The sequence below is a fragment of the Stieleria sedimenti genome, from assembly GCF_025060895.1.
Classification (GTDB): Bacteria; Planctomycetota; Planctomycetia; order Pirellulales; family Pirellulaceae; genus Stieleria; species Stieleria sedimenti.
On sequence record NZ_JANZKV010000252.1, the window covers coordinates 1 to 23,723 of the forward strand.

Here is a 23,723-nt window from a genome sequence, read left to right on the forward strand (position 1 = left end):
ACTGCCAACTGCCAACTGCCTACTGCCTACTTCACCACCCGTCGCTGTTTCGGTTTCCAGCGTCCCATCAGGGCGACAAAACTGGGGACTAGAATGGTGCGGACATAGAACGTATCGATCAGGACGCCCAGCCCGAGTGCGAAGCCGAGTTCGATGATCCCGCGGAGTCCGATCGACGCATCGGATTCGATCCCCAGCAGGTGCAGCAAGCCGGGCAACCAGGCGGAGGCGGTCATGCTGAAGAAGGTTGCCGCCATCACCATGCCGCAGGCGGTGATGATTCCGCCGGTTTTGGAAACCGCGTGGCGGAGCGCAGACAACCAACCGCTCTTGCGTTGCTCTTCGACGATCCGCGTGACCAGGTAGACGTTGTAGTCCTGTCCGACCGCGACCAGAATCACGAACAGGAACAGCGGAAGTTTCCAGTCCAGGCCGACGTATTGGTCGGCGTAGACCAAACGGAAAAACAGCACGGTCAATCCGAGCGTGGCGTAGTAGCTGAGCAGGACGGTAAAGATCAGGTACAGGCACAGCCCGAGCCGGCGGATGACGGCGACGAGAATCAGGAAGACGGCGAGCACGACCGCGATTTTGATCCGTTGGTTGTCGGCGATCGTGACGCTTCGCAGGTCGATGATCGAAGGCGTTGTGCCGGTCAAGTAAACTTTCGATCCGGCCCAGTCGGAATCCGGGTCGCTGGCGAGTTGATTCAGGGTGTCACCGATTTGTGCGACCAACTGCTGCGTCGGAAGGGCAAACGGATCGCCTTCGATGATCAGGTCCAGACGTGCCAAGCGGTCTTGGTATTGGATGTTGTTTGAAAAGAAGTAATTCTGCGCGACACGGTGCTGTTGCAGGGCCCGTCTGCGCCACGCGTCGGTGCTCAGCAGTCCCATCTCGCGGTCCGGGGGAAAGTCTCCCAGGGGATCGTTCGGCGTCCGCACGGCGACCACGCCCGGCTGTGCGTAGAGCAGGTTGGACAGGCTTTTGAGTTGCTTCTTCAACGTCTCTCGTGGTTCGTCTTCGGCGCGAACCATCAAGACGGTCACCGGATTGATCTCGCCGATTTTGAAGTGATCCGACAACAAGCGATAGCCGCGTCGACTCGGTGCGTCGGTGTCCAACTGGCTGCTCAAGTTGTAGGTTACGGAATCTTCGTTGACCCATCCGTACCAACCCGGGGCGGCCAGGAAAATAATGCCCAACAGAAAGGCGGTCATCGGCCGCCGGGTCAGGGTGATCGCGATCCATTCCCACAAACCACTCGAACGTCGTGTCGATTTCGCATCGGGGCCGACCGGAACGGAGAGCAGCGAGCGCGTGGTTTCCGTTTCGGGAGTCACGACGTTGGGCCAGAACACGTTCGGGCCGAGCGCACGCAGCAGTGCCGGTGCAAGCGTCAAGCAAACGATCAGGCCCACCAGCAAGCAGATCGCGATGATCGGGCCGGTGTAATGGTACTTGCCAAATTCAGCGAACCAGAGCGTGCCGAGTCCGAAGACGGTTGTCAACGCGCTGCCCAGCAACGCCGACGTGACGCCGGTCAATGCATTACGGCAAGCCACGGGCCACGGAGCCAACGCGGCTTCTTCACGCAGCCGCGAGATCAGAAACAGACAGTAATCGGTTCCGGCGCCAAACAAGATCACCACGATGAAGATGCGACTGGTCGTGAACACACGCATGTCCAGCCAGGGCAGCACGCCGCGAATCGACCAATCCGTCAGGGTGGCCACCATCGACGTCGAAACGATCACCGCGACACCGATCGAGATCATCGGGACGGCGACCAGCAAGGGTGCCCGATAGACCAGAATCAAGATCAGCAGGATCATGATCACGGTGATCGATTCGGTGTAGCGAATCGCATCGCGGGCGGCGATCAAGGTTTCGCCGCCGATCGCTGCCGAGCCGGTCATTTCCAACTGCAAACGCTCCGCGGCGTTTTCCGGTTGCGGGGCCAGAGCCAGGCTGTAGCGGCGAACTTGGTCAAGGATTTTGCCGATCGATTCGACGGTGTTGATGTTTTCGGTCGCGGCCAACTCGCTCCGCAATTGCATCACGGCCAATCGCGCCGACGGTTTGGTCAACAACGACCCCAGGACGGCATCGTCCCAGGAAAGCAGGTCCAGCATCGAGGCCCAGGCCGTCAGATCACGCTCGGCAACCGGCTCGGCAAGCGTCTCGATATCGGGGACCAGCAGAAGGGCATCGCGATAATCGTCTCGGGCTTGCCGCGCTTGGACACCGATCTGTTCCAGCAACTTTGCCCGATCAAAGTACGCGATCGCCATCCGCGGCTCTGTCAGCGTGGGGGCCAGATCCGGGACCGAATCGGCAAACCGTTCGTAGAATCGCTGGTCGACGGCGATGCTATGGTCGAGAGATTCGAGGGCGCGTTGGAGCCACGGTTGGGCAAGCTCGGGCGCCTGATCGATCGGGCCGCCGGAATAGCCGCGAGCGATCGCGCGTTGCCAACACACTTCGCCGAAGCGGTGATGCAAGCGGCGGAGCAGATCGTCACCGACCATCAAATCGTCTTTGTCGAGCGGCGTTTCCTTTCGACCGAGCACGATCACAATTTGGCTCCGCGTTCGATCGCCGGGAAAGGCTTCGTCGAGCACCCGCGCGGCGGCGACCGTGGTCATGCGGTCGGGCAAGTACTCGAAATCACCGTCATAGGCGACGTCTTTCCATTTCGGCGCGATCGCAAACAGAACGACCGTCGCGATGATCCAAAAGACCAGCACGGGCCGCCATCGGTGGGTGACGAATCTCGCGAGTCGTTTGGTGAAATCAGCGAGCATCGTGGATTGGGGGCGGTGGGCGTCGTGCGGTGGACATCGTGGGGATGTCGACAGCCGGGCATTTTAAACACCGCGGCGAAACGTCGTCCGACAAGCGTACACCAATGGAGGCAATTTGTGATGCGGGGACTTGTTTTCAATGGGGGCCGTCCCGCTTCAAACGACCGCGTTTCGCGTCTTTTCGAAGGCCGGCTGGTCCCAAGGGGATGGCCGCCGATGGGGGGCGGTGCCTCGTCAACCACCCTGCCTCGTTCCAAGGCTCCGCTTGGAACGTCATGCGGCTTATCGCGATTCGCGGTCGCTCGTCGGCGGGGCGCCGGGCCGGGCCGGTGCTTGCGGCGGACTCGATGGTGTTGCCCCTTTGCCGCCGAAGGCCTTCAGGGCGTCTTGGATCGATTTGGCGCTGGTGTTGCCCGAGAGTGAAATGATTTGCATGTCGCCGGCAGGTTTCGCCGCCAGATCTAATTTGTGAATCATTTCGATCACCAGATCCAGCAACGGTTCACCTTCGGCGCTGACCAGCAGCGTGTTGCCGACGGTGTCGACGCCCATGGACAGTTTGCCCTTGAAAGAAAAATCAACGTCACCGCCGTCGCGGCCGTTGTCGCCGTCGACCAGGCCACTGCCTTGTTTTTCTCGTCCAGACGATTTCTCATCGCCCCCCGGCGCTCCACCCCCGCCGCCGCCGCCGCCGCGTCCCGCCTTGGCAAACGTCTTGTCGTTGCTGCTGAGCAGATCGCGGTACGCTTCTTTGACCGTTTCGGCGATCGTTTCGGCGCTGCCGAATTCGATGTTCACCAGTTTGGTGTAACGCATGCGGCGTTTGTTGACCGGTTCGGCGACATCCCACAACTCGATCAGTTCGCTGATCGTGCGAAGCTGAGAGGAGGTCGCGCCGCTGACGACGATGGTGTTGGTGTCGGGGTCGTAGACGAATCGTAGTTCGTTGCTCTTTTCCAAACCCTTGGGGCCGTCGTCGGACGATTGATCGATGTCGTAGAAGAAATAGCGGTAGAAACTGTCCGAGTCGTCCTTCTTTTCGTCTTGGTCTTCGAAGTACTCCTCCAGGTTCAACTGGATGTACCCGGCGGACTGGTGTTTGATTTTGAAGACGTGATAGGGCCGTTTCGGCGGTGCCACCTGGAGCATCAGGTTTTCCAGTTGGTCGAGCGCTTTGGTATTGGCGCCGAGCAACAACAAATTGCCGTCTTCGTCCAGCTGGATTTGGATCGGGGACGGATCCGACGAGGAATCTCGCGACCCCGTCGCGCGTTGGTTCTCGGTCGACGCTTTCTCTTGGTCGCGGCTTCCGAAAAAACGATCGAATTCTTGGGCGGATCGAATCGGAGAGTCGTCGATCGATTCGTCGGGCGGCGGTGTTGGCTGGGAGGTTTGCGGCGTTTCCGCCTGGGTTGCCGTCAATTGATCGCCGTTACTCGACGCCGCCGACTCGACCGCAACGGTCGCGGAGGGAGCGTCGCGTTCGTCGGGCGTTTCATGTCGGGTTTCCAATCCACCGTCGATTTCCGGTTTCGCTTCGCCCTGCTCCGCGTCGTCGTCCGTGTCGTCTTCGTCCTCGCGGGCAACGGGGTCGACGAACTCGGTCGCGTCGGGCAGTTCCAAGGGGGCGTCGGACAACTGGGACCATTGTTGTTTCAGACGCATCAGGTAGTCGTAGGTTTCCGGCCCGGAGGTGGCATCGATGCGGCGGACGGTGCGTGGGCTGCCTCCCGGCGGCGGCAATTCCCCGAGCTTGATCAGCAGATTGCGGACCTGTTCCATCTCTGATTCGTTAGCCCACAACAAGACTTGTCGAAACCGTGAGTTGGCGGCGACCCGGAACTCGTCTTCATTCTTGTCTTCGTCTTGGTTGCCGTAGCTATAGCCGTAGTAGTAGGAACGCCGCGAGTTGGAGTTTTTATCGTCGTCTTTGTCTTGGCCCATCAGAAACGCGATCGACTCGGCGACTTCACTGGCCTCAAGCCGCCGCAACTGGAGCACCTCGAATTGCCGTCCGCTGCCATCGAGCCGCTGGATCAGTCGGTCGATGATGAACCGATCGGCTGCCGAACCCGACACGATCAGGGCTTTGTTGTTTTCATCGGCACGGATCCGAGTCGTGGGTTCCATGACGTTCATTTCGCCGATGATCTCGATCAGCTTTTCGGGGTCGATCGACGTCAAGCGAAAGACTTGTAGGCGTGATTCGATGTCTGACAGCGAGGCGAGTCCTTGGCTGGGGACATCGATGCGATTGATGAACTCACCCGCAATCGCGATCCGATCCACGGGGGCACGGATGAAGACGGAGTTTTGACGCGTGTTGGCGACGATGGAGATTTCGGCTTTCTTCGCCGGCGGCGGCGGTTGCCCGCCGTTCTGTCGCGCCATCTGCTGCATCATGGCCATCTGTTGCGGCGTCATCGGGGCGTTGGATTTTTTTTCGACGCCCAAGAACTCTTCCAGCATGGTCTTGGCCGTTTCGGCCGGGATGTATCGCAGCCGAAATTCCGGTGCGAGCGCTTCGCGGCTGGATTGGTTGCGTTCCTGTTCCAGCAATTCGACGACTTGGCGAAGGTTGATCGCCGCGTCCATCGCTTCGATGCGGTTGGTCGTCGTCAACGCGGTCAGCCGGCCGTTGCTGCTGATCATCGGTTTGAGTTCTTCGGCCATCTTTTCACTCGACAGCCAGCCCAGTTCGAGTGATGCGCGGACAAAGGTGTGTGGCATCATGTCGTTCAACGCGTCGATGTCCACGCGTGGCACCATCGCCGCGTTGATGCCTTCGGTTTTTGCGACCGTGATCCCGCCGGGCATTTCCAGCAAGGTGTAGCCGCGGGCGAGCAAATGGCGGTTGAACAGGTCTTTGGTTTCTTCGACGGTGTAGCGTCCCGGGGAGCGGAGGTTCACGCGGTCGGCGGGCAACTCCTGCCAATCCAGCGGTTGGTCGGCAATCTCGGCCAGCCATTGAACGAGTTCGACCCAGGGCTGATTGCGGAATTGGAACGCGACCTTGCCGTCGGGACCCACGGTGGCTTTCAATTCGTCCGGGTCGGCATCGCCGGTTTCCTGATCGCCGCGTCGGATGATTTTAGGTTCGGGCGGTTTCTCCGCCTGCTTGTCGCCTTCCTTCGCCTCCGTCTTTCCCGGCTCCGGCGTTTCGCCAGGCTTTGCGTTGGGATTGACCGGCTTGGGGCCTGAGAACGGGCCTGACGGAGCGGCCATCATCCGTGGTTTGCCATCCGGACCGGTCACCGTGATCGTCGGTGCTTGAGCCCAAAGCGAGCTTGGTGCAATGATCAGCAGGAGGATCAGAGACGCCAGCTCCTGGGGAAGAATTCGTCGTTGGGGCACCGCGAATCACCGAGATCGAGAGAAGGGAAGGAGGAGGTAGGGAGTACCCGGTAGTATGACCGGGTGAGTCCAGACGCACAAATAAATGATCGGCGAGCGGAAAATGGAGGCAGCTACCAAAAGGGCGAGGCCCCCTTTTCGGCGCGTGCCCCTTTTCCGCGGACCCCGAGGTTTCAAAGTGAACGGGGCAGTGGATAGACGAATAAAGGTAGACAGTTTGTCTCGAAAAATGCTTCGCTTCTTCCATTTTTCAAAGAAAAACCGGGCTACCCCCCTGAGGTGTCCTTTTGTTACGAACCGGTTCCGCAGTGAAAACACGCAGCGATCGGTGGATTGCCGAACTCGGGAACGCCGGGAGACGGAAGGCCCGGGCGCCGACGCGCCGTGGGATCACTTTCCTGCCTGGTCGCCTGTTCATGTGTTTCGTTTGTGTGGCGGTTGGTGCGGGATCCAAACGCTTGGTCCTTCGTAGGGTGTCTCGCCGAACGTGAATGAATCCACTCCATGCCCACTCGGCTAACTCGTTACATCTTGGCGGAAATCATGAAGATTTTCGTCGTTGCATTGATCGCTTTGACGCTGTTGATTTTGTTGATCGGCGTCGGGCGAACGCTGCTGCGCGAGGGGTTGGGCCCGTTTGCGATCATCAAACTACTGCCCTTTGTGCTGCCGATTTCGCTTCAGTTCGCGTTTCCGGCGACGGCGTTATTCGCGGTGTCATGTGTGTATGGGCGGATGGCGGGCGACGGCGAGGTGGCGACGGTGAAGGCGTCGGGGATTTCGCCGTTGAAGATCCTGCAACCGGCCTTCGTGTTCGCGTTTTTGCTTAGCCCGATCGCGGTTTACATGAGTGATTTGGCGGTGTCCTGGGGGCGTCCGGGCGTCAATCGCGTCGTGATGCTATCGATCGAGGACATTGTTTATCGCAAGATGCGAAGTCAGCTTTCGTACACCGATGATGGGTTTTCGATTCACGTCCATGACGTCAAGGGGCAACGGTTGGAGTATCCGACCGTGACGGTCCACAGCGGCGGGACGCCGATGAAGTTGCAGGCCCGGGAGGGCCGTCTGACGTTGGATGTGGAGAACGAAACGCTGCTGTTGGAACTGACCGATAGTCGTTGGGACCGAGGCGGTTCGATTCAGGGGATCGTGCCGGGCAAAACGGAGGTGCCGATCCCGTTGTCCCGCACCCTGCGGACGCCGTCGCAAGCGGAAACGCGTCCCAGCGAGCTGCCGTTGAGTCTGATCCAGATCGAACGCTTGAGCCAAGACGCGCGTTCGCACGCCGCGGTCGGCGAATTGGCGGCGCACACCGGCTTTTCGATTCTGACCAGCCGGACCGAGGAGATCGCGGGTCCGGCCGGCCAGCAGAAGATGGCTCAGCTGGAAGCGAGTAAACGGCGATTGACGCGGCTGCGGATCGAACCGTGGCGCCGCTGGGCCGAAGGGTTTAGCTGTTTCTTTTTCGTCTTTATCGGTGCCCCACTGGCGATGTTGGCTCGGACCAGCGACTACTGGACGACGTTTGGACGCTGTTTTCTGCCGACGCTGCTGCTGTATTACCCGCTGTTCATCTTGGGATTGAATCAGGCCAAGGACAGCGCCATCCCTCCCTACGGGGTCTGGCTGGGCAACGTTGCACTTGGCGCGATCGGGGTGATTTTAGTGAATCGGGTGCGGCGCTACTGAGAAAGCTGTCGGGGCGGGCGCTGGTAGGATCGGCCGACAGGACTAAACTTGCCCGTTTTCGGCGTTTCAATCCATTGTCTTGCCTCCCAGGTCGTTTGATGTCCTCCGATTCCTGTCAATCGCTTCTCCGTGCCATCGCTGACCGCACTTGCACCGTCGGGGTGATCGGGCTCGGGTACGTCGGATTGCCGTTGATTGACGCTTTCACCCAGGCCGGTTTCAAGTGCGTCGGGTTCGACGTCGATCCGAGCAAGGTGAAGAGCTTGCTGGGCGGGAAAAGTTACATCAAGCACATCAACGATTCCAAGATCGCCGCTTGGCTCGAAAAGGATCTGTTCGATGCGACCGACGACATGGGGCGTCTGTCCGAACCGGACGTGTTGTTGATCTGTGTTCCGACGCCGTTGGACGAAGCCCGCGATCCGGATTTGAAATACGTCGTCGGCACCTGCCAGGCGATCGCCAAGACGCTGCGTGCGGGGCAACTGGTCGTGCTGGAAAGCACGACGTATCCGACGACGACACGCGACGTGATGGTGCCGATTCTGGAACAGGCCGGGCTCTCGGCAGGGAACGATTTCTTTGTCGCCTACAGTCCCGAACGCGAAGATCCGGGTAACCCCGATTTCTCCGCCGCCGGAATCCCCAAGGTCGTCGGTGCGATCAACGAAGACAGCCAGACCTGTGCCGCGGCGCTCTACGAATCGGCCGTCGCCGGCGTGGTGCCGGTTTCCAATTGCGAAGTCGCCGAAGCGGCCAAGGTGCTGGAGAACATCTATCGCGCCGTCAACATCGCGTTGGTCAACGAGTTGAAAGTGCTGTTCGACGAAATGGGCATCGACGTCTGGGAAGTCATCAATGCGGCCAAGACGAAACCGTTCGGATTTCAGGCGTTTTATCCCGGCCCCGGGCTGGGCGGCCACTGCATTCCGATCGACCCGTTTTATCTTTCCTGGTTGGCACGCAAGCAAGGCTGCAACGCGCGGTTCATCGAGTTGGCCGGTGAAGTCAATCGCTCGATGCCCGCGTATGTCGTCTCACGCACCTCGGAGTTCTTGAATGAGTTTCGAAAACCCGTCAACGGCAGCAAGATCTGTCTGTTGGGCGTCGCCTACAAAAGGGACGTCGATGATCCGCGCGAGAGTCCTTCGTTTGAGCTGATGGAATTGTTGCTCGAACAGGGTGCCGAGCTGACATACAGTGATCCCCACGTGCCCCATCTGCCTTCGATGCGGCACTACGATCTACCGGAAATGCGCAGTCAGACGCTCACCCCGGAATTCTTGGCGTCGCAAGATGCGGTGTTGATCGCGACCGACCACACGGCGTTCGACTACGATCAAATCGTCCGGCACAGCACGCTGGTCGTCGACACACGCAACGCGACCGCGGCGGTCACGTCGCACCGCGAACGCATTCGTAAGTGCTGATGCAGGTCCTCGCGATCGAGCCTTATTACGGTGGCAGCCATCAGGCCTTCCTGGATGGCGTGATCGCCGGCAGCAGGCACCGTTGGTCACTGGCCACGTTGCCGGCGCGTCATTGGAAATGGCGGATGCGTTCGGCGCCGGTCCAGCTCTGCCCGTTGGTTGCCGATTTGGTTCGATCACGCGGCGTGCCCGAGGTGGTGCTGGCCGGCGACATGTTGGATCTGCCGACCTGGCTGGGGTTGGCATCACGCGACGCCCGGTTCCACTGGCTGCACGACGTGCCGGTGGTGACCTACTTTCACGAGAACCAGTGGGCCTATCCGCCGGCACCCGATGCCAGGACGGACCATCATTTCGGTTACACCAATCTGTTGACCGCCGCCGCGTCGGATGCCTGTTGGTTTAATTCGGAGTTCAACCGACGGACGTTTTTTGAGCTGTCACGCGATTTCATCAGCCGCATGCCCGATGCTCGCCAGGCGATCGATCTGACGGGGATCGAGCAAGCGAGCCGGGTGATCGCTCCGGGGTTTCGACCGCCGAAAATCCGTGACAGGGCGGATCGCGATGATGCCCCGATCCGGCTGGGATGGGTGGGGCGATTCGAGCACGACAAGCGACCCGATCGGTTCTTGGCGTTGCTCGATTGCCTGGCCGCTCAAGCGGTGCGATTCGAGTTGATTCTGCTCGGACAGAGGGGACGCCGTCGCGAGGTGATCGATCAGATTCGCGCTCGCCACGGGGCATCGATTCTGTTCGACGATTACGTCGAGTCGCGCGAGGCGTATGAAGCTCGGCTCGGCCAAATCGACGTCGTGGTCTCGACCGCCGAACACGAGTTTTTTGGCATCGCGATGTGTGAAGCAATCTGGGCCGGCGCGATTCCGGTCACGCCCGATGGACTGAGCTATGTCGAATACGTCCCCGAGTCACTGCGGTACGGGGCGATCGAACAGGCCGCCGAGATCATCAAGGGATTGCAAACGCCGGAGCACCGAGAGCGGCTGAGCGAGCGATGTCGCGGTGGGATTGCCGATTACCGGATCGATCGGGTCGTGAGCGTGATCGATTCGGCGCTGGAGACGGTTGGCTCGCGCTCTGGTGACTTTTGAGTTAAGGGTGCCGCGGAAAAGGGGTCAGGTACCAAAAATGCGAAGCACCCTACGGGCCATTTAGTTTTTGGTACCTGACCCCTTTTCCGCTCGAAAACAAGACCCACGGATGGCAGCGCGAACCCACGGATTTTTTGCACCCTGTCATCCGTGGGTTCGCGCTGCCATCCGTGGGCCCATGAACCGTTTCATCGTTCCGCAAGTTACAACCTGGCGCTTTTTCGCGGCGGTGCGTCAACGCGTATCGCATGTTGTGCATGCAGGCGGTGCGTCAGGCACAGCCTGACCTACAGATCACTTTCAATCGACAGGCCGCTCGTGCGTTACTGCGGCAACTGGTATTGTTCGAAGCCGGTTTTTTCATCGATGGTTTCGAAGAAACCCTGCTGCACCTTGCCGGCGGTTCCGTCGGACATGAACATCGCCATGATGCGTTCGGACTGCTGGGAAAAGATCGCCCGCAAGTCCGAGGTCGCCGGTTGCAAACTCGTGCGTTTGACGACGTAGTAAACCCGTTTGGGGCCGTTGGGAGCAACGACATGCTTGGCTCCGTCGGCATTGAAAACGGTTTTCATGAAGTCTTCCTCGATCGAGTCGAGCTCGGGGATGTTGCCGATGGTGAAGCTACCGAAGCCGACCATGTTGAGCCACGAAAATGGACCCAGGTCCTTGAAGTAATTTTCCTGGCGATCTTCGGGGACGAGTTCCTCCAGCGAGGTGCCGCCGTTGGCGGTTTCGGCCATCGCTTCGGCGGCCTGCTTGGCCAGTTCACGCGCCTGGGCGAACCGAATCGCGGCGACGACTTCGTCACGGACTTCATCAAGTTCGGGGGTGTAGGCTTCTTGCTCTTCCGTTTTCCAGCTCAGGTAGGTTCGCTGGGATTCCAAGTCGACCGAGGTCGCCGGCGTGAAGAGTTCTTGTTTGATCACTTGGCCTTCGACGCCGAACATCATCGCCGCAAAGGGGACGCCGCGTTGGGTCAGGGCCGTGCTCTCTTCGACGGAGTTGGCGATCGGTTCGTCGGCCAGCGTGACCGGGTCGAAGGGGCCGATCTTGCGATAGCTCAGCCCCAGCTCTTCGGCGAGGGCTTTCAAGTTCGGGCGTTCCGGCGGAGGGGTCGTTGCGTCGGTCCCGTCGCCGTAGATCGCGCGAGCCCGCGAGTACTTTCGCATCACGTTGCGGGCTTTGGCGATCGCTTGATCGCGGGCTTCTCGGGCCGGGCCATCGACCATGGTCTGTGCGATCTGTTCACGCACTTCTTCAAACGGCCGGTATCTCGGCTCCGGCTCGGCTGCTTCCATTTCTTCGGTCGCGGTTTCTTCGGCGGAGGTTTCCGGCTCGGCCGCGGTCTCTGATTCGGTGGAGGCGGTCTCGGGCTCGGTCTTCTCTTTCTCGGTCGCCGTTTCTTCGTCTTGCTGGGGTTCGTCTTGCGGAGTTTCGGCGGTTTCGGTGGAGACGTCGCTTTGCATCATGACCAAGCGAACGCCGTTGCGGTCAGAGTCGATCGCCGACTGGTCGTCGGTGTCGGGTGTGGCGTCGTCCAGGTTGCCGGCTTCTTCGAGCTCTTTGGAAAACGCCTCGACTTGTTCCTTCTGGGCGGCTTGGGTGTCGTCGGCCGAGTCGCTGTTGTCCGCAGCCGGGGGGCTTTCTGCCGGCGGCTCGTCGCTGGATTCTTCTTTCATCTCCTTCGGTGCGTCCGCGGCGGCAGGCTCGGAATCACCGGGTTCAGCCGCAGGCGTCGTTTCCGGTTCAGTCGTTTCCGGTTCAGTCGTTTCCGGTTCAGTCGTTTCCGGTTCAGTCGTTTCCGGTTCAGTCGTTTCCGGCAGGATCACGACATCTGGCGGCAACTGGAATGCTCCGCCGGCCTTGCGTTGTTCGTATTCGGCTTTGATTTCTTCTTCGGACAATTTGGCGACTTCGGCATCGCGAAACGCTTGCAGTTCGCCGAGCACGTATTCGAAGCTCGCCGTTTCGCGTCGGCGGAAGCCCGGTTCGGGGGATTGATCGTTGGGGTAGCGGTCTTTTCCGGCTTCGTAGACGGCGACCACTTCGGTTTCGGAGGGGTTGGCGTCCGTTTCAGCGACGTAGTCATCGACCAGCACGCCGTAGGCATTGATGGTGGCTTTTTGGTTCAGTTTCAGGAAGTTGTTCCAGTGATCCAGCGGCGATTGCAGCGGGAACTGGCCGCGGGCGACGGTCGCACTGGCACCGCGGAGGTAGAGTGACGACAACAGCTGTTTTCGCAGCATGTCGTACAACTGGTACTGGCCCATCTGGTTGTTCGTTTCACGGCGCAGCAGCGCGAACATCTCTCGCTCGCTCAGCTTGCCGTCGGTGAACTGTTCCATCCAGATGTCCAGCGAGGTGTCATCCAGCTCGAAACCTTGTGCTTGGGCCTCGGCGGCGAATTGCAGGGTCCGGATCGACATCTCGTCGCTGGGCGAGCCGTTGATTCCGACCGATTGGATCTGATTGGATTGCTGGTCGAAGGTAAATCCGGGGACTTTCGGTGTGCCACCGCGGCGGATCGTCTCTTCGGCCAACTTGCGCAGGTACTGCACCGTGGCGTAATGTTTCTGGGTGAATCCGTTGACGCGGCTGGCTGTCAGTGACACGCCGTTGAACTCGGCCAGGACCGGATCGGTCATGCCGGGTCCGGTCCGCCGCATGTACTCCGAAACTGTCGGCAGCACCACAAAGGCGAACATGGCCAGCAGAATCAGGAAGGTCATGGTGACCTTTTGATTGCGTCGAAACAGCTCCAGAGGACTCATAGTGGGGGCTTTCGGAGTGGAGAAAAGGAACGGGGGTGCAGAAATGGAAAGCGGAAAGCGTATCGCCGCGTCTTTTCAAGGGTCAAGCCGGAATCACGCTAATTCGCGTTGCTTGCCGGCGGCTTGTCGGTTATCCACACGGATCGCGGTGGCAGCTTCTTGAGCTTAGCGGATTGACGAGATCCTGCCTTCACCGCTACCACTAAACCGAGCGAACCCGATCTACCGACCCCGAGAACAACAGCTTTTTTTGATGGCAAAGAGCAACGGCAAGAGCCTGGTGATCGTCGAATCACCCGCAAAAGCACGCACGATCTCGAAGTTTCTAGGCGCGGCTTATCAAGTCGAAGCCAGCATCGGGCACGTCCGAGATCTCCCCGAAGGCAAGAAAGATGTTCCCGATAAGTATCGAGATCAGCCTTGGGCTTACCTGGGCGTGAACGTCGACGAGGGGTTCGAACCACTCTATATCGTGCCGGCGGAGAAAAAAAAACACGTCAGTAAATTGAAGGCGGCACTGAAGGAAGCAGACAGCCTGTATCTGGCGACCGATGAAGACCGCGAGGGTGAGGCGATCAGCTGGCACCTTCACGAATTGTTGAAGCCGAAAGTGCCCGTGCACCGACTGGTTTTCCACGAAATCACCAAAGAAGCGATCACCGACGCGCTCCAACACACCCGGGAAATCGACCAGGGGTTGGTCCGGGCACAGGAGACGCGACGGATTCTCGATCGCCTGTATGGCTACGACATGTCCCAATTGCTGTGGCGGAAGGTCGGCAGTGGGACCTCGGCCGGCCGGGTGCAGAGCGTGGCGGTGCGGTTGATCGTTCAGCGGGAGCGGGAGCGAATCGCGTTCGTCAAAGCGACTTACTGGGACATCGACGCCGTGTTCCAAACCGGCAGCAACGAGTCACTGCCGGCGACCTTGACCCGGTACAACAACAAAAAAGTGCCGACGGGGAAGGATTTTGATTCCGAAACCGGCAAGCCGACCAAGCCCGACTTGCTGTTGCTCAGCGAGCAGGAAACCAACGAACTGGCCGAAAGGTTGCGGACCACCCCGTTCGCCGTTTCCAAGGTCGAGGTCAAGCCGTTTTCCGAACGCCCCCGAGCACCGTTCACCACCAGTACCCTGCAGCAGGAAGCCAACCGCAAGCTGGGATTTGGTGCCAAACGCACGATGGGTGCCGCCCAGAAACTGTACGAAAACGGTTACATCACCTACATGCGGACCGACAGCACGACGCTGTCCAAAGAGGCGATCTCGGCGGCCCGCTCGCTGGTCCAGTCCGTGTACGGCGAAAAGTACCTGCACCCGAGCGTGCGGGTGTACAAGGGCAAGGTCAAAAACGCCCAAGAAGCTCACGAAGCGATTCGCCCGGCCGGTACCAGCTTTCCGACCCCGGAATCGCTGCGGGGCCAGCTGGATTCGGATCAATTCCGGCTTTACGACCTGATCTGGAAACGGACGGTCGCCTGCCAGATGGCTGATGCCCGCAAGCAGCGAATCAGCGTGGTGATCGAGGGCGGCGGTGCTACTTTCACCGCCACCGGGACCAGCATTCTGTTTGAAGGTTTCCTGCGAGCTTACGTCGAAGGCAGCGACAACCCCGAAGCCGAATTGGCCGACAAAGAGCGGATTTTGCCCAATGTCGCCGAAAACGATCCGTTAGATCCCAAGTCGATGGATCCCAAGAGCCACACGACCCAGCCGCCGGCACGCTATACCGAAGCTTCGCTGACGCGGACGCTGGAAGAAAAAGGGATCGGTCGACCGAGTACGTTCGCTTCGATTATCGGGACGATCACCGACGAACGCCGGAATTATATCTACAAAAAAGGCAACGCGCTGGTCCCCAGTTGGCGTGCCTTTAGCGTCACGCGGTTGATGGAAGAGCACTTCGGGACGCTGGTCGATTACCAGTTCACCGCCGACATGGAGGACTTTTTGGACTCGATCAGCCGCAACGAAGGCGGTTCGGAAGAGTACCTGCGGCGGTTCTATTTCGGCGACGACGGCCCCGCCAGCGATGCGATCAAGCAATTGGCGGCCGACCACAACGTCGCGCTCAAGCCGCGGCTGGAAAAGAAGCTCGAAGAGATCGATCCCCGCGTGACCGCACGCTTTTTAATCGGGACGCCGACCGAGGGCGAGCACCTCGACGAAGTGTTCGTGCGGGTCGGCAAGTACGGGCCGTTCTTGGAACAGGGCGAACGCAAGGCGCCGATCCCAGAGGGCCTGCCGCCGGACGAGTTGGATTTGACCAAGGCGATCGAGTTGCTCGATGCCGGGCAGGTCGAAGAGGAGCCCTTGGGAACGCACCCGGAAACCGGGAAGCCGATTTACGTCAAAATCGGCCGCTTCGGCCCCTATGTCCAATTGGGCGCGCCCGACGACGAGGAAAAGAAAAACCAATCGCTGCTCAAGGGCATGGCGATCGAAGATTTGACGTTGGAGATGGCTTGCAAGCTGCTCGAGCTGCCGCGAACGCTGGGGAATTTCCCCGACAACGACCAGCCCATCCAGGCCTTTGACGGTCGCTATGGGCCTTACGTCAAATGCGAAAAGGAAACGCGTTCGCTACCCGACGGGGTCTCCCCGTTGGAGGTTACGCTCGACGAGGCGATCAAGTTGCTACGCGAGCCCAAGCGGCGTGGCCGGGCGGCGCCGAAGGAACCGATCAAGGTGTTTGAGGCCAAGTCGCCGGTGACCGAAGGCGAGGTCAAGGTGCTCGACGGTCGTTACGGTCCGTACGTGACCGACGGCGACACGAACGCCTCCCTGCCCAAGGGCGTCGATGCGAAGGAGCTGACGTTCGAGTCCGCGATCGATCTGTTGGCCGAGCGGGCCGCCAAGGGTGGCTCGAAGAAAAAGAAGAAAAAGAAGGCGACCAAGAAGAAAAAGGCGACGAAAAAGAAGTCGACCAAGAAGAAGGCGACGAAGAAAAAGGCTACCAAGAAGAAGGGTGTCAAGAAGAAGGCCTAGCTGGAAGCCTGTCCCACATCGAAACGCACTACTCGGCGGGCCAAAAAGTGACTAAACTTCGCGGCCCCACCGAAAACATCCAAACATTTTCTTACCCCCATTCACTTTCTGGAGTTCCCTATGCCAAGTGGCATCGAACGAGTCCGCGAGATCAAACGCCTTCGAACCCGCCGCAAAAAAGTCGCCAAATTGCTGGCCCGAGCCAAGGCCGGAACGATGGACAAGTCGGAAGTGGTCCGAAAACTGAAGCGATTGACGCCCGGTGCGGATGTGATCATCGAGCGTGAAGGCCTGAAGTCCTAAGTCGTCGCGCCGATCGGCTTTCCTGTCGCGGCCATCTCGTGACCTGTGCCGCCGCAGGACTCTTCACTCGCCCCCCCCTGTCCCGCCGCGAGGCTGTCTTTGGCTCTCTCGCGTTCGGCATGGCGGTTTGCGATCCTGTCGTCACCGTCATTGCACGCGTCAGCCGAGATTTCTCGGCGACGTCTCTGAACCACGCTTCGGCTTGAGGCGTACCTGACGCTTGACGTCTATCCCGACCCCTACCCCCACAGACGAACATGACAACGACGGAACAGCGGCGTCCGATGATCGAAGCGGACGGACTGAGTAAGTTCTATGGTCCGTTCGCGGCGGCCCGCGAGGTTACCTTCTCGGTCTTGCAGGGCGAACTGGTTGCGTTTCTCGGCCCCAACGGTGCCGGAAAGAGCACCACGATGAAGATGCTGACCGGCTACATCGCACCGAGCGAAGGTGAGGCGCGGATCGCCGGGCACAACATGATGGATGACCGCATCGAGGGCAGTCGTCATCTGGGCTACCTGCCCGAAAGTGGTCCGCTGTACATGGAAATGACGCCTTCGGGGATGCTCGACTTCTTCGCCGAAGCGCGGGGATTGGTCGGGGCCAAGAAGCGGGACCGTGTCGAAGCGGTCGTCGAGATCTGTGACCTATCGTCGGTGATGTACAAACCGATCAGCAAGCTTTCCAAGGGATTCAAGCAACGGGTCGGGATGAGCCAGGCCTTGTTGCACGATCCGGACGTGTTGATTTTGGACGAGCCGACTGCGGGTTTGGACCCCAACCAAATTCGCGGCGTCCGCAAGACGATGCGGAAGCTGGCCGAGACGAAGACGATTCTGCTGTCGACCCACATTTTGCAAGAGGTCGAAGCGATGGCCAACCGCGTCGTGCTGATCAACGAAGGACGTTTGGTCTATGACGGCGACGTCCAAGGATTGCGTGAACACGGCAACGACGATTTGGATCAAGCGTTCCATCAGTTGACGCAGTTCGACGCGTAGTGCACGTGTGGGGTAGGCTTCCAGGCTCGTCGGTGCCGCATTGACAGGCTGGAAGCCTCTCCCACGAATGACGAGCTGAAAGCCTCTCCCCACATATTCCCACCCCACACCTTCTCTGCCCGATTCGCTATGAACCCCAACATCGCCGCGTTGTTGAACCTGGTCGTCATGGATGCCATTTTTCTGTGCATCGTGTTGGCCGTTTTCGGTCTGGTCGCCGGAACCAAACGCGCCGCCTTTGCGGTCATGAAACGCAATTTCGTCGGCTACTTCAGCAATCCGACCGGCTATGTGTTTCTATGCATCTTCGTGTTCTTGACCTCCGTCGCTGCGTTTTGGCCTTATGAGTTTTTTAATCAAAACCTGGCAACGCTGGATCAGCTGAATTACTGGTACCCGCTGATCATGCTGGTGTTCATTCCGGCGATCACGATGAGCATCTGGGCCGAAGAGCGGCGGGCGGGGACGGACGAGTTATTGCTGACGTTGCCGGCCGACGATTTCGACATCGTGATCGGCAAATACATGGCCGCCGCGGCGATCTTCACCGCGTCGCTGTTGTTCTCGCAGTTGAGCACCTTTGTCACGCTGACGATTCTGACCGACGGCGGTCTGGACACCGGGCTGATCTTCACCACGTACATCGGGTACTGGTTCGTCGGGGTCACGATGATCGCGATCGGGATGGTCGCGTCGTTCTTGACCGGCAACCTGACCGTCGGATTTATCTTGGGCGCGTTGTTCAACGCACCGCTGGCGTTCGCTTCGCTGGCCGACTCGGTCGTCGGCAGCGGCGAGGCGGTGTTCGGGATCAACTTTGCCGAACTGATCAAAGAAAGCGGCATCGCCCGACCGTTCGACGATTTCGGCCGCGGTGTGATCAGCACGTCCTCGGTGATTTACTTTGTCCTGGTCACCGTGGTCGCGCTCTACATGTGCATGGTGCTGATCGGTCGTCGTCACTGGACCGGCGGCAAAGATGGCAACACCATGGCGTATCACTATCTGGGCCGGATCATAGCCCTCGTGGTGGTCACCGCCAGCGCGGTCGTCTTGTTCCGCAACCGCGACATCGTTCGCCACGACATGACCGAAGGCCAGGTCAGTTCGCTGGCCCCGGCGACGACCAAGTTGATCCAGAACCTGGAGTCCGATCGTCCGATCAAGATCGATGCGTACATCAGCAAAGACATTCCCGAGATGTACGCCCGGACCCGCTACGAGTTGGTCAACTTGTTGAAAGAGTTTCAAAGCGAAGCGGCCGCCAGCGGGCGAACGATCGAAGTCAATCTGTTTGATGAAATCGATTTGTTCAGTGACGAAGCGGCCGAGGCAGCCGATCGCTTCGGGATCGAGCCGGTCACGCGAATGGTTCGCGAGCAAGGTTCGTATCAGCAAAAGCGGATCATCATGGGGGCCGCGTTCCGGGCTGGCCTGGAAAAGGTCGTCGTGCCGATTTTCGAGTACGGCATTCCGGTCGAATACGAACTGGTTCGATCGATCAACACCGTCGCACGCGGAGAACGCAAACGCGTCGGCATCGTCCGCACCGATGCCCAGTTAATGGGCGGCATGTCGATGGCCGGCATGCAAATGCGACCGATCGAAAAGCACCCGTTGGTTGATGAGTTGAGCAAACAGTACGAGGTCGAAGAGGTCAGCCTGGAGGCCCCCATCAGTCCCGGCGTGTACGAGGCGTTGTTTGTGGTTCAGCCCTCCTCGCTGGCGCCGCCACAGTTCGAGCGACTGCTCGAGGCGATCAAGGCGGGCGTGCCCACGGCGGTCTTCGAAGACCCGCTGCCCTACGCCCGTCAAGACATCACGGCAACGGGAGAGCCCAAGCAGCAACCCGGCGGCATGTTCGGGATGGGCGGCGGCGGGCAGCAACCCAAGGGTGACATTCGCGAGCTGTGGGACATCTTGGAACTGAAAAGCACGGGCTCGCCCGGCGTCCAGTATTACAACAGCGACATCGTTTGGCAGGATTTTAATCCCTATCCGAACCTGGACATGAACGTCGATCCGTTCTGGTCGTTCATCGATGAAAACGCCCCCGGTGTCGAGCCCGGCCAGGCCCTCAGCGCCGCCAGTCCGATCACCGATGGGCTCCGCCAGGTGTTGGCACTCTACGCCGGAACGATTCAGCCGGCCGACAGTCCGACGTTGACGCACACGCCGTTGTTGGTCACCGGAACGGCCAGCGGAACGCTGCCGGTCACCAAACTGGTGCAGTTGATGCAGACCGGGATGGAGGGATTGTCCGGTGCCATCGAAGGTCCGTCGCCAAACCAGGTTTTAGCGATGACCGTCGAAGGCAAGCCGTCCGCCGCCGATCCGTCGGCCGGGGCAGACGGCGAATCCGGAGTGGACGAAAACCCGATCCGCGTCGCTTATGTCGCCGACATCGATCTGATGTTGCCCGTGTTCCTGCAGATTCGTGCCGACCCGAATCAAGCAACCGATCTGCGATTCCAATTCCAAAACGTCACCTTCTTGCTCAACACGATCGATTGGTTGACCGGAGAGACGGACTTTATCGACGTTCGTAAACACGAACCGATCTTCGCCAGTTTGAAGATGATCGATGCGGTGAAGGAAACCGCCAGCATGGATGTCCGCGCCAAACGAAAGGAGTTTCAGCGGCAATCCGAAGAGGCGATTCGTGAGGCGGAGGAAGCCCGAGATGAGCAGCTCAAGGAATTGCGAGAGGAAGTCGCCGAGTTGCAGAAGAAGAGCAAGGACGGCAGTATCCCCAGGCCGCTGATCGATGCCAAGTCGATCGAATACCAGACAAAGTCCGAACGCTTGCAACGGGCGCTCGCGGTCAAACGCGAGAAGTTCGAACGCGAAGCCGAGCGGAACATCGCCAAGATTCAACGCGAGTCCGACCAGCAGGTCACGGCGATCCAAAACAAGGTCAAAGCCTATGCGGTTGCGTTGCCCTGCATCCCGCCGCTGATCGTCGGCGTCGTCGTGTTTGCCTCGCGCCGATTGCGAGAGCGTGAAAACATCAGCAAGTCGCGGCTGAAATGATTTGATCCCGGCGTCGCGGTCTTATTCGGCCGCACGCACTCACCCTTCCATACAAACGTCAACAAGTTCGTTACGAGAGATTTGACGGTGAACGAAACACAAAAGACCGGAATTTTCTGGGGCGTCGCTGCCGTGGTGGCATTGATCGCTGCGATCGTCTCCTGGCCTTCGTCCAACAACGATGACGGGGGGAATATCGGCAGCGTGATCGGGACCCCGCTGTTTTCCGAATTCAAAGATCCGCTGACCGCGGCCAGTTTGAAGATCGTCACCTTCAACGAAGCCCAAGGTGAACTCAAGAATTTTGAGGTCCGAAAGGACGCCGAGTCCGGACTGTGGACGATTCCGTCCAAGGGCGGCTACCCGGCCGACGCGATCGAGCAAATGCGCGACTCCGCCAATGCCCTGGTCGGTCTGGACGTCTTGGACGTGCCGACCGACAACCCCGAAGATCACGCCGGGATGGGGGTGGTGGAGCCCAAGCTCGAGGATCTGGAGCCGGGCGATGAAGGGGTCGGACGACTGGTCACGTTCAAGGACAGTTCGCAAAAGGTGCTGGCATCACTGATCGTCGGCAACGAAGTCAAGGGACAGGAAGGCCAGGTCTATGTTCGCAAGCCGGGGCAAGACCCGGTCTATGTGGTCAAGCTGGACGACACGCCGCTGTCGACCGAATTCCAAGAGTGGATCGAAGAAGACCTGTTGCAGCTGAGCAGCATCGACATCGAGAACGTCGAACTGAAGGACTACAACGCTTCACTGGGCTTGCAAGGCGTTTCGTTGACGAAGAATTACGACGTCGAATTGGCCAAAGACAACACCACGTGGACGCTGACGGCGCTGAAGGAATACGACAAGACCAATCCGTTGGCCGAACCGACCCTGGTTCCGGTTGAACCGGGGAAAGAACTGAACTCGCAGAAGTTAAACGACCTCGCCAACGCGCTGGACGATTTAAAGTTCGTTGACGTCAATCGCAAACCCGAAGGCATCAGCGCCAACCTGAAGGCCGACAAGGACTTTGCGGCCGACCAAGAAGCCGCCAATCAGCTCGCCGGGCGGGGGTTCATTCCGGTGCCGCTGGGCCCCAATCGCGAAATCGAAATCCTGTCCGCCAACGGCGAACTGACGGCGACGACCAAGGATGGCGTCAAGTACATCTTGCGATTCGGCAACATCAGCGGGATCGCCGACGATAGCAAGGGCGGTGACAAAGACGACGCCTCATCGGCCGACGAGGGCGATGTCACTGGCGGGGTCAATCGTTACTTGATGGTCAGCACGGTCGTCGACGAATCGAAATTCCCCGTGCCAGAACTGAAACCGATCCCCCAAACGCTGGAAGAATTGGACGCGCTCGACAACCCGGCGCCGCCGGCGGACGAACCGTTGCCGACGGAACTGAACCCGGCCGAAGAGACCGCCCCGGCCGAAGAGACCGCCCCGGCGACGCCGGAAATGAAAGAAGACGATTCGGAAGCGGAGGCGGAAGCACCGGCGACCGAAGAGCCAGCCGACTCGAAGGAAGAGGCGGAAACGGAAGAGGCCGTGAAAGAACAGCCTGCGGCGGAATCGCCCGCTGAGAAAGACGGCGAAGAAGAAGCGAGTCCGGAAACGGAGCCGGCCGGGCCCGAATCAACCGAATCCGCTGGCTCTGGCGACGACGTCGAGCCTGCGGCGGGTGAGACCGATGCCAGCGGCGAAGGCGAATCGACCACGGTCGGTGAAGCCCAGGAAGAAGCCGTCGAGCAAGCGTCTGATGAAACGCCCGCAAAAGGCGACGAAGTGGCGGCGACTGACGCGGCTGACACCGAAAACGCTGAAGCCACCGAGCCCGCTGCCAAGTCGGGTGGAAAGCTGGGGCCGGCTGCCAGCGATGCACCCCCAGCCGAAGTCGAAGAAACCGAAGAGGAGAAGCTGGAGCGGTTGGCCGCGGTGCAAGAAAAGATCACCAAGGAAAACGAACGCAAGCTGGAAGAACGAAAGGAGAACCTGCAGCAGGCTCGACTGACCAGTCAGGCTCTCAACGCGCGGTTCGCCGACTGGTACTACGTGATCCCCGAAGCGACCTATTCGAAGCTGCGGATCAGTCGCGAAGAGTTGTTCGACACGTCGGGTCAGTCATCACCCAATCCGGCCGCCATGCCGCCGGGAATGCAGAACATGCAGTTCCCCGGGTTTCAAGGGAATTAGCAACGGTCGGTTAATTAGTGGGGTAGTGGACGAGGTTACGAGTCCCAGCGCGAGGGACTCGTAACCTCGTCCACTACGAAATCCGACAATGATTGATCGCGCGTTGTTTAGTGATTGCGGCGCTGGCCGGATTGCATAGGACAAATAGGACCTATAAGTCAAATAGGTCCTATTCGTCTGCTTTCTCCCCTATCCCACTCGTTTTCCGCTAGCTACTACTTGGCCGCGGCGAAGCGGGCGGCGACGGCGTCCCAGTCGACGACGTTCCAGAACGCGCTGATGTAGTCGGGGCGACGGTTTTGGTAGTGCAGGTAGTAGGCGTGCTCCCAAACGTCCAAGCCCAGGATCGGCGTGCCGCTGATGCCGGCGATTTCGGCGCCCATCAGCGGGCTGTCTTGGTTGGCGGTGCTGCCGACCTTGAGCGTTCCGCCGTCGACGTACAGCCAAGCCCAGCCGCTACCGAAGCGGGTGGCTGCGGCGTTGTTGAACTGTTCCTTCATCGCATCCAGGCTGCCGAAGGTGGAATCGATCGCCGCGGCCAGGTCGCCACCGGGGCTGCCGCCTTTTCCGGGGCCCATGATGGTCCAGAACAGCGAGTGATTGGCATGTCCGCCGCCGTTGTTTCGCACTGCGCCTTGCTTGTCGGCGGGCACGCTGGCCAGATCCGCGATCAGGTCTTCAATCGACTTGGATCCCAGGTCGGTCCCTTCGATCGCCGCGTTGACCTTGGTCACGTAGGCGTTGTGGTGCTTGCCGTGGTGGATCTCCATCGTCTTGGCGTCGATGTGGGGTTCCAGGGCGTCCAGGGCGTAGGGAAGTTCGGGTAGTGAGTAAGCCATAGCGAGCTTTCTCCGAGTAGAGGGTGGTATGTTTAGTGATTCGTCTCGCGTTGATTTCATCCCACACTTGGGGGCGAGACCTCTCTCCAAAACGATAACGACCGTGGCAACCGTGCGCAAGAGGGTCGTGGCGACTGGGGACCAGCGACAGATGATTTGCGAGCGCGCTGGTGTCTAGGCTTTAGCCCAATACCGC

The 23,723-nt window shown here is 59.7% G+C and carries 12 protein-coding genes; 8 read left to right on the plus strand and 4 right to left on the minus strand.

Annotation, left to right across the window (positions count from 1 at the left end; all coding sequences use genetic code 11):
* Nucleotides 1–26: 26 nt before the first annotated feature.
* Both NZK35_RS28145 and NZK35_RS28150 read right to left on the minus strand, forming a co-directional pair.
* The gene (locus tag NZK35_RS28145; protein ID WP_259635858.1) at nucleotides 27–2,807 is read right to left on the minus strand and encodes an MMPL family transporter; all 2,781 of its coding nucleotides are present in this window, start codon (nucleotides 2,805–2,807) and stop codon (nucleotides 27–29) included.
* Nucleotides 2,808–3,089: 282 nt separating this feature from the next.
* Nucleotides 3,090–6,161, minus strand: a complete 3,072-nt coding sequence (locus NZK35_RS28150; protein WP_259635859.1) for a secretin N-terminal domain-containing protein — start codon at nucleotides 6,159–6,161, stop codon at nucleotides 3,090–3,092.
* Nucleotides 6,162–6,665: 504 nt separating this feature from the next.
* On the opposite strand from NZK35_RS28150, the gene NZK35_RS28155 reads away from it, so the two are divergent.
* The 3 genes from NZK35_RS28155 to NZK35_RS28165 all read left to right on the plus strand — a co-directional run bounded on the left by NZK35_RS28155 (nucleotide 6,666) and on the right by NZK35_RS28165 (nucleotide 10,395).
* Nucleotides 6,666–7,853 (plus strand): LptF/LptG family permease, encoded by a 1,188-nt coding sequence (locus tag NZK35_RS28155; protein WP_259635860.1) that lies wholly within the window; start codon nucleotides 6,666–6,668, stop codon nucleotides 7,851–7,853.
* Nucleotides 7,854–7,951: 98 nt separating this feature from the next.
* Nucleotides 7,952–9,283 carry a nucleotide sugar dehydrogenase gene (locus NZK35_RS28160; RefSeq protein WP_259635861.1) on the plus strand — a complete coding sequence of 444 codons (1,332 nt, stop codon included), beginning with the start codon at nucleotides 7,952–7,954 and terminating at the stop codon, nucleotides 9,281–9,283.
* Entirely contained in the window at nucleotides 9,283–10,395 is a 1,113-nt protein-coding gene (locus NZK35_RS28165; protein WP_259635862.1) for a tRNA-queuosine alpha-mannosyltransferase domain-containing protein, read from the plus strand. Before NZK35_RS28160 ends, NZK35_RS28165 begins: the two co-directional genes overlap by 1 nt.
* Nucleotides 10,396–10,718: 323 nt before the next feature.
* Here NZK35_RS28165 and NZK35_RS28170 read toward each other — a convergent pair whose 3' ends face one another.
* Nucleotides 10,719–13,169, minus strand: coding sequence for a hypothetical protein (locus NZK35_RS28170; protein ID WP_259635863.1), 2,451 nt, complete (start codon nucleotides 13,167–13,169; stop codon nucleotides 10,719–10,721).
* A gap of 253 nt (nucleotides 13,170–13,422) precedes the next feature.
* Between NZK35_RS28170 and topA the strand changes: the two genes are divergently transcribed.
* The 5 genes from topA to NZK35_RS28195 all read left to right on the plus strand — a co-directional run bounded on the left by topA (nucleotide 13,423) and on the right by NZK35_RS28195 (nucleotide 22,688).
* On the plus strand, nucleotides 13,423–16,158 hold the full coding sequence (topA, locus tag NZK35_RS28175) for a type I DNA topoisomerase (RefSeq protein WP_259635864.1): 2,736 nt from the start codon (nucleotides 13,423–13,425) through the stop codon (nucleotides 16,156–16,158).
* A 120-nt stretch (nucleotides 16,159–16,278) separates the two neighbouring features.
* On the plus strand, nucleotides 16,279–16,461 hold the full coding sequence (locus NZK35_RS28180; RefSeq protein ID WP_095737198.1) for a DUF6800 family protein: 183 nt from the start codon (nucleotides 16,279–16,281) through the stop codon (nucleotides 16,459–16,461).
* 257 nt (nucleotides 16,462–16,718) lie between these two features.
* On the plus strand, nucleotides 16,719–17,462 hold the full coding sequence (locus NZK35_RS28185; RefSeq protein WP_259635865.1) for an ABC transporter ATP-binding protein: 744 nt from the start codon (nucleotides 16,719–16,721) through the stop codon (nucleotides 17,460–17,462).
* 129 nt (nucleotides 17,463–17,591) lie between these two features.
* The gene (locus NZK35_RS28190; protein WP_259635866.1) at nucleotides 17,592–20,495 is read left to right on the plus strand and encodes a Gldg family protein; all 2,904 of its coding nucleotides are present in this window, start codon (nucleotides 17,592–17,594) and stop codon (nucleotides 20,493–20,495) included.
* An 87-nt stretch (nucleotides 20,496–20,582) separates the two neighbouring features.
* A complete protein-coding gene (locus NZK35_RS28195) occupies nucleotides 20,583–22,688 on the plus strand; it encodes a DUF4340 domain-containing protein (protein WP_259635867.1) in 2,106 nt (701 codons plus the stop codon).
* Between the two features lie 215 nt (nucleotides 22,689–22,903).
* On the opposite strand, the gene NZK35_RS28200 is transcribed toward NZK35_RS28195, so the two are convergent.
* Nucleotides 22,904–23,527 carry a superoxide dismutase gene (locus NZK35_RS28200; protein ID WP_259635868.1) on the minus strand — a complete coding sequence of 208 codons (624 nt, stop codon included), beginning with the start codon at nucleotides 23,525–23,527 and terminating at the stop codon, nucleotides 22,904–22,906.
* Between the last annotated feature and the right edge of the window lie 196 nt (nucleotides 23,528–23,723).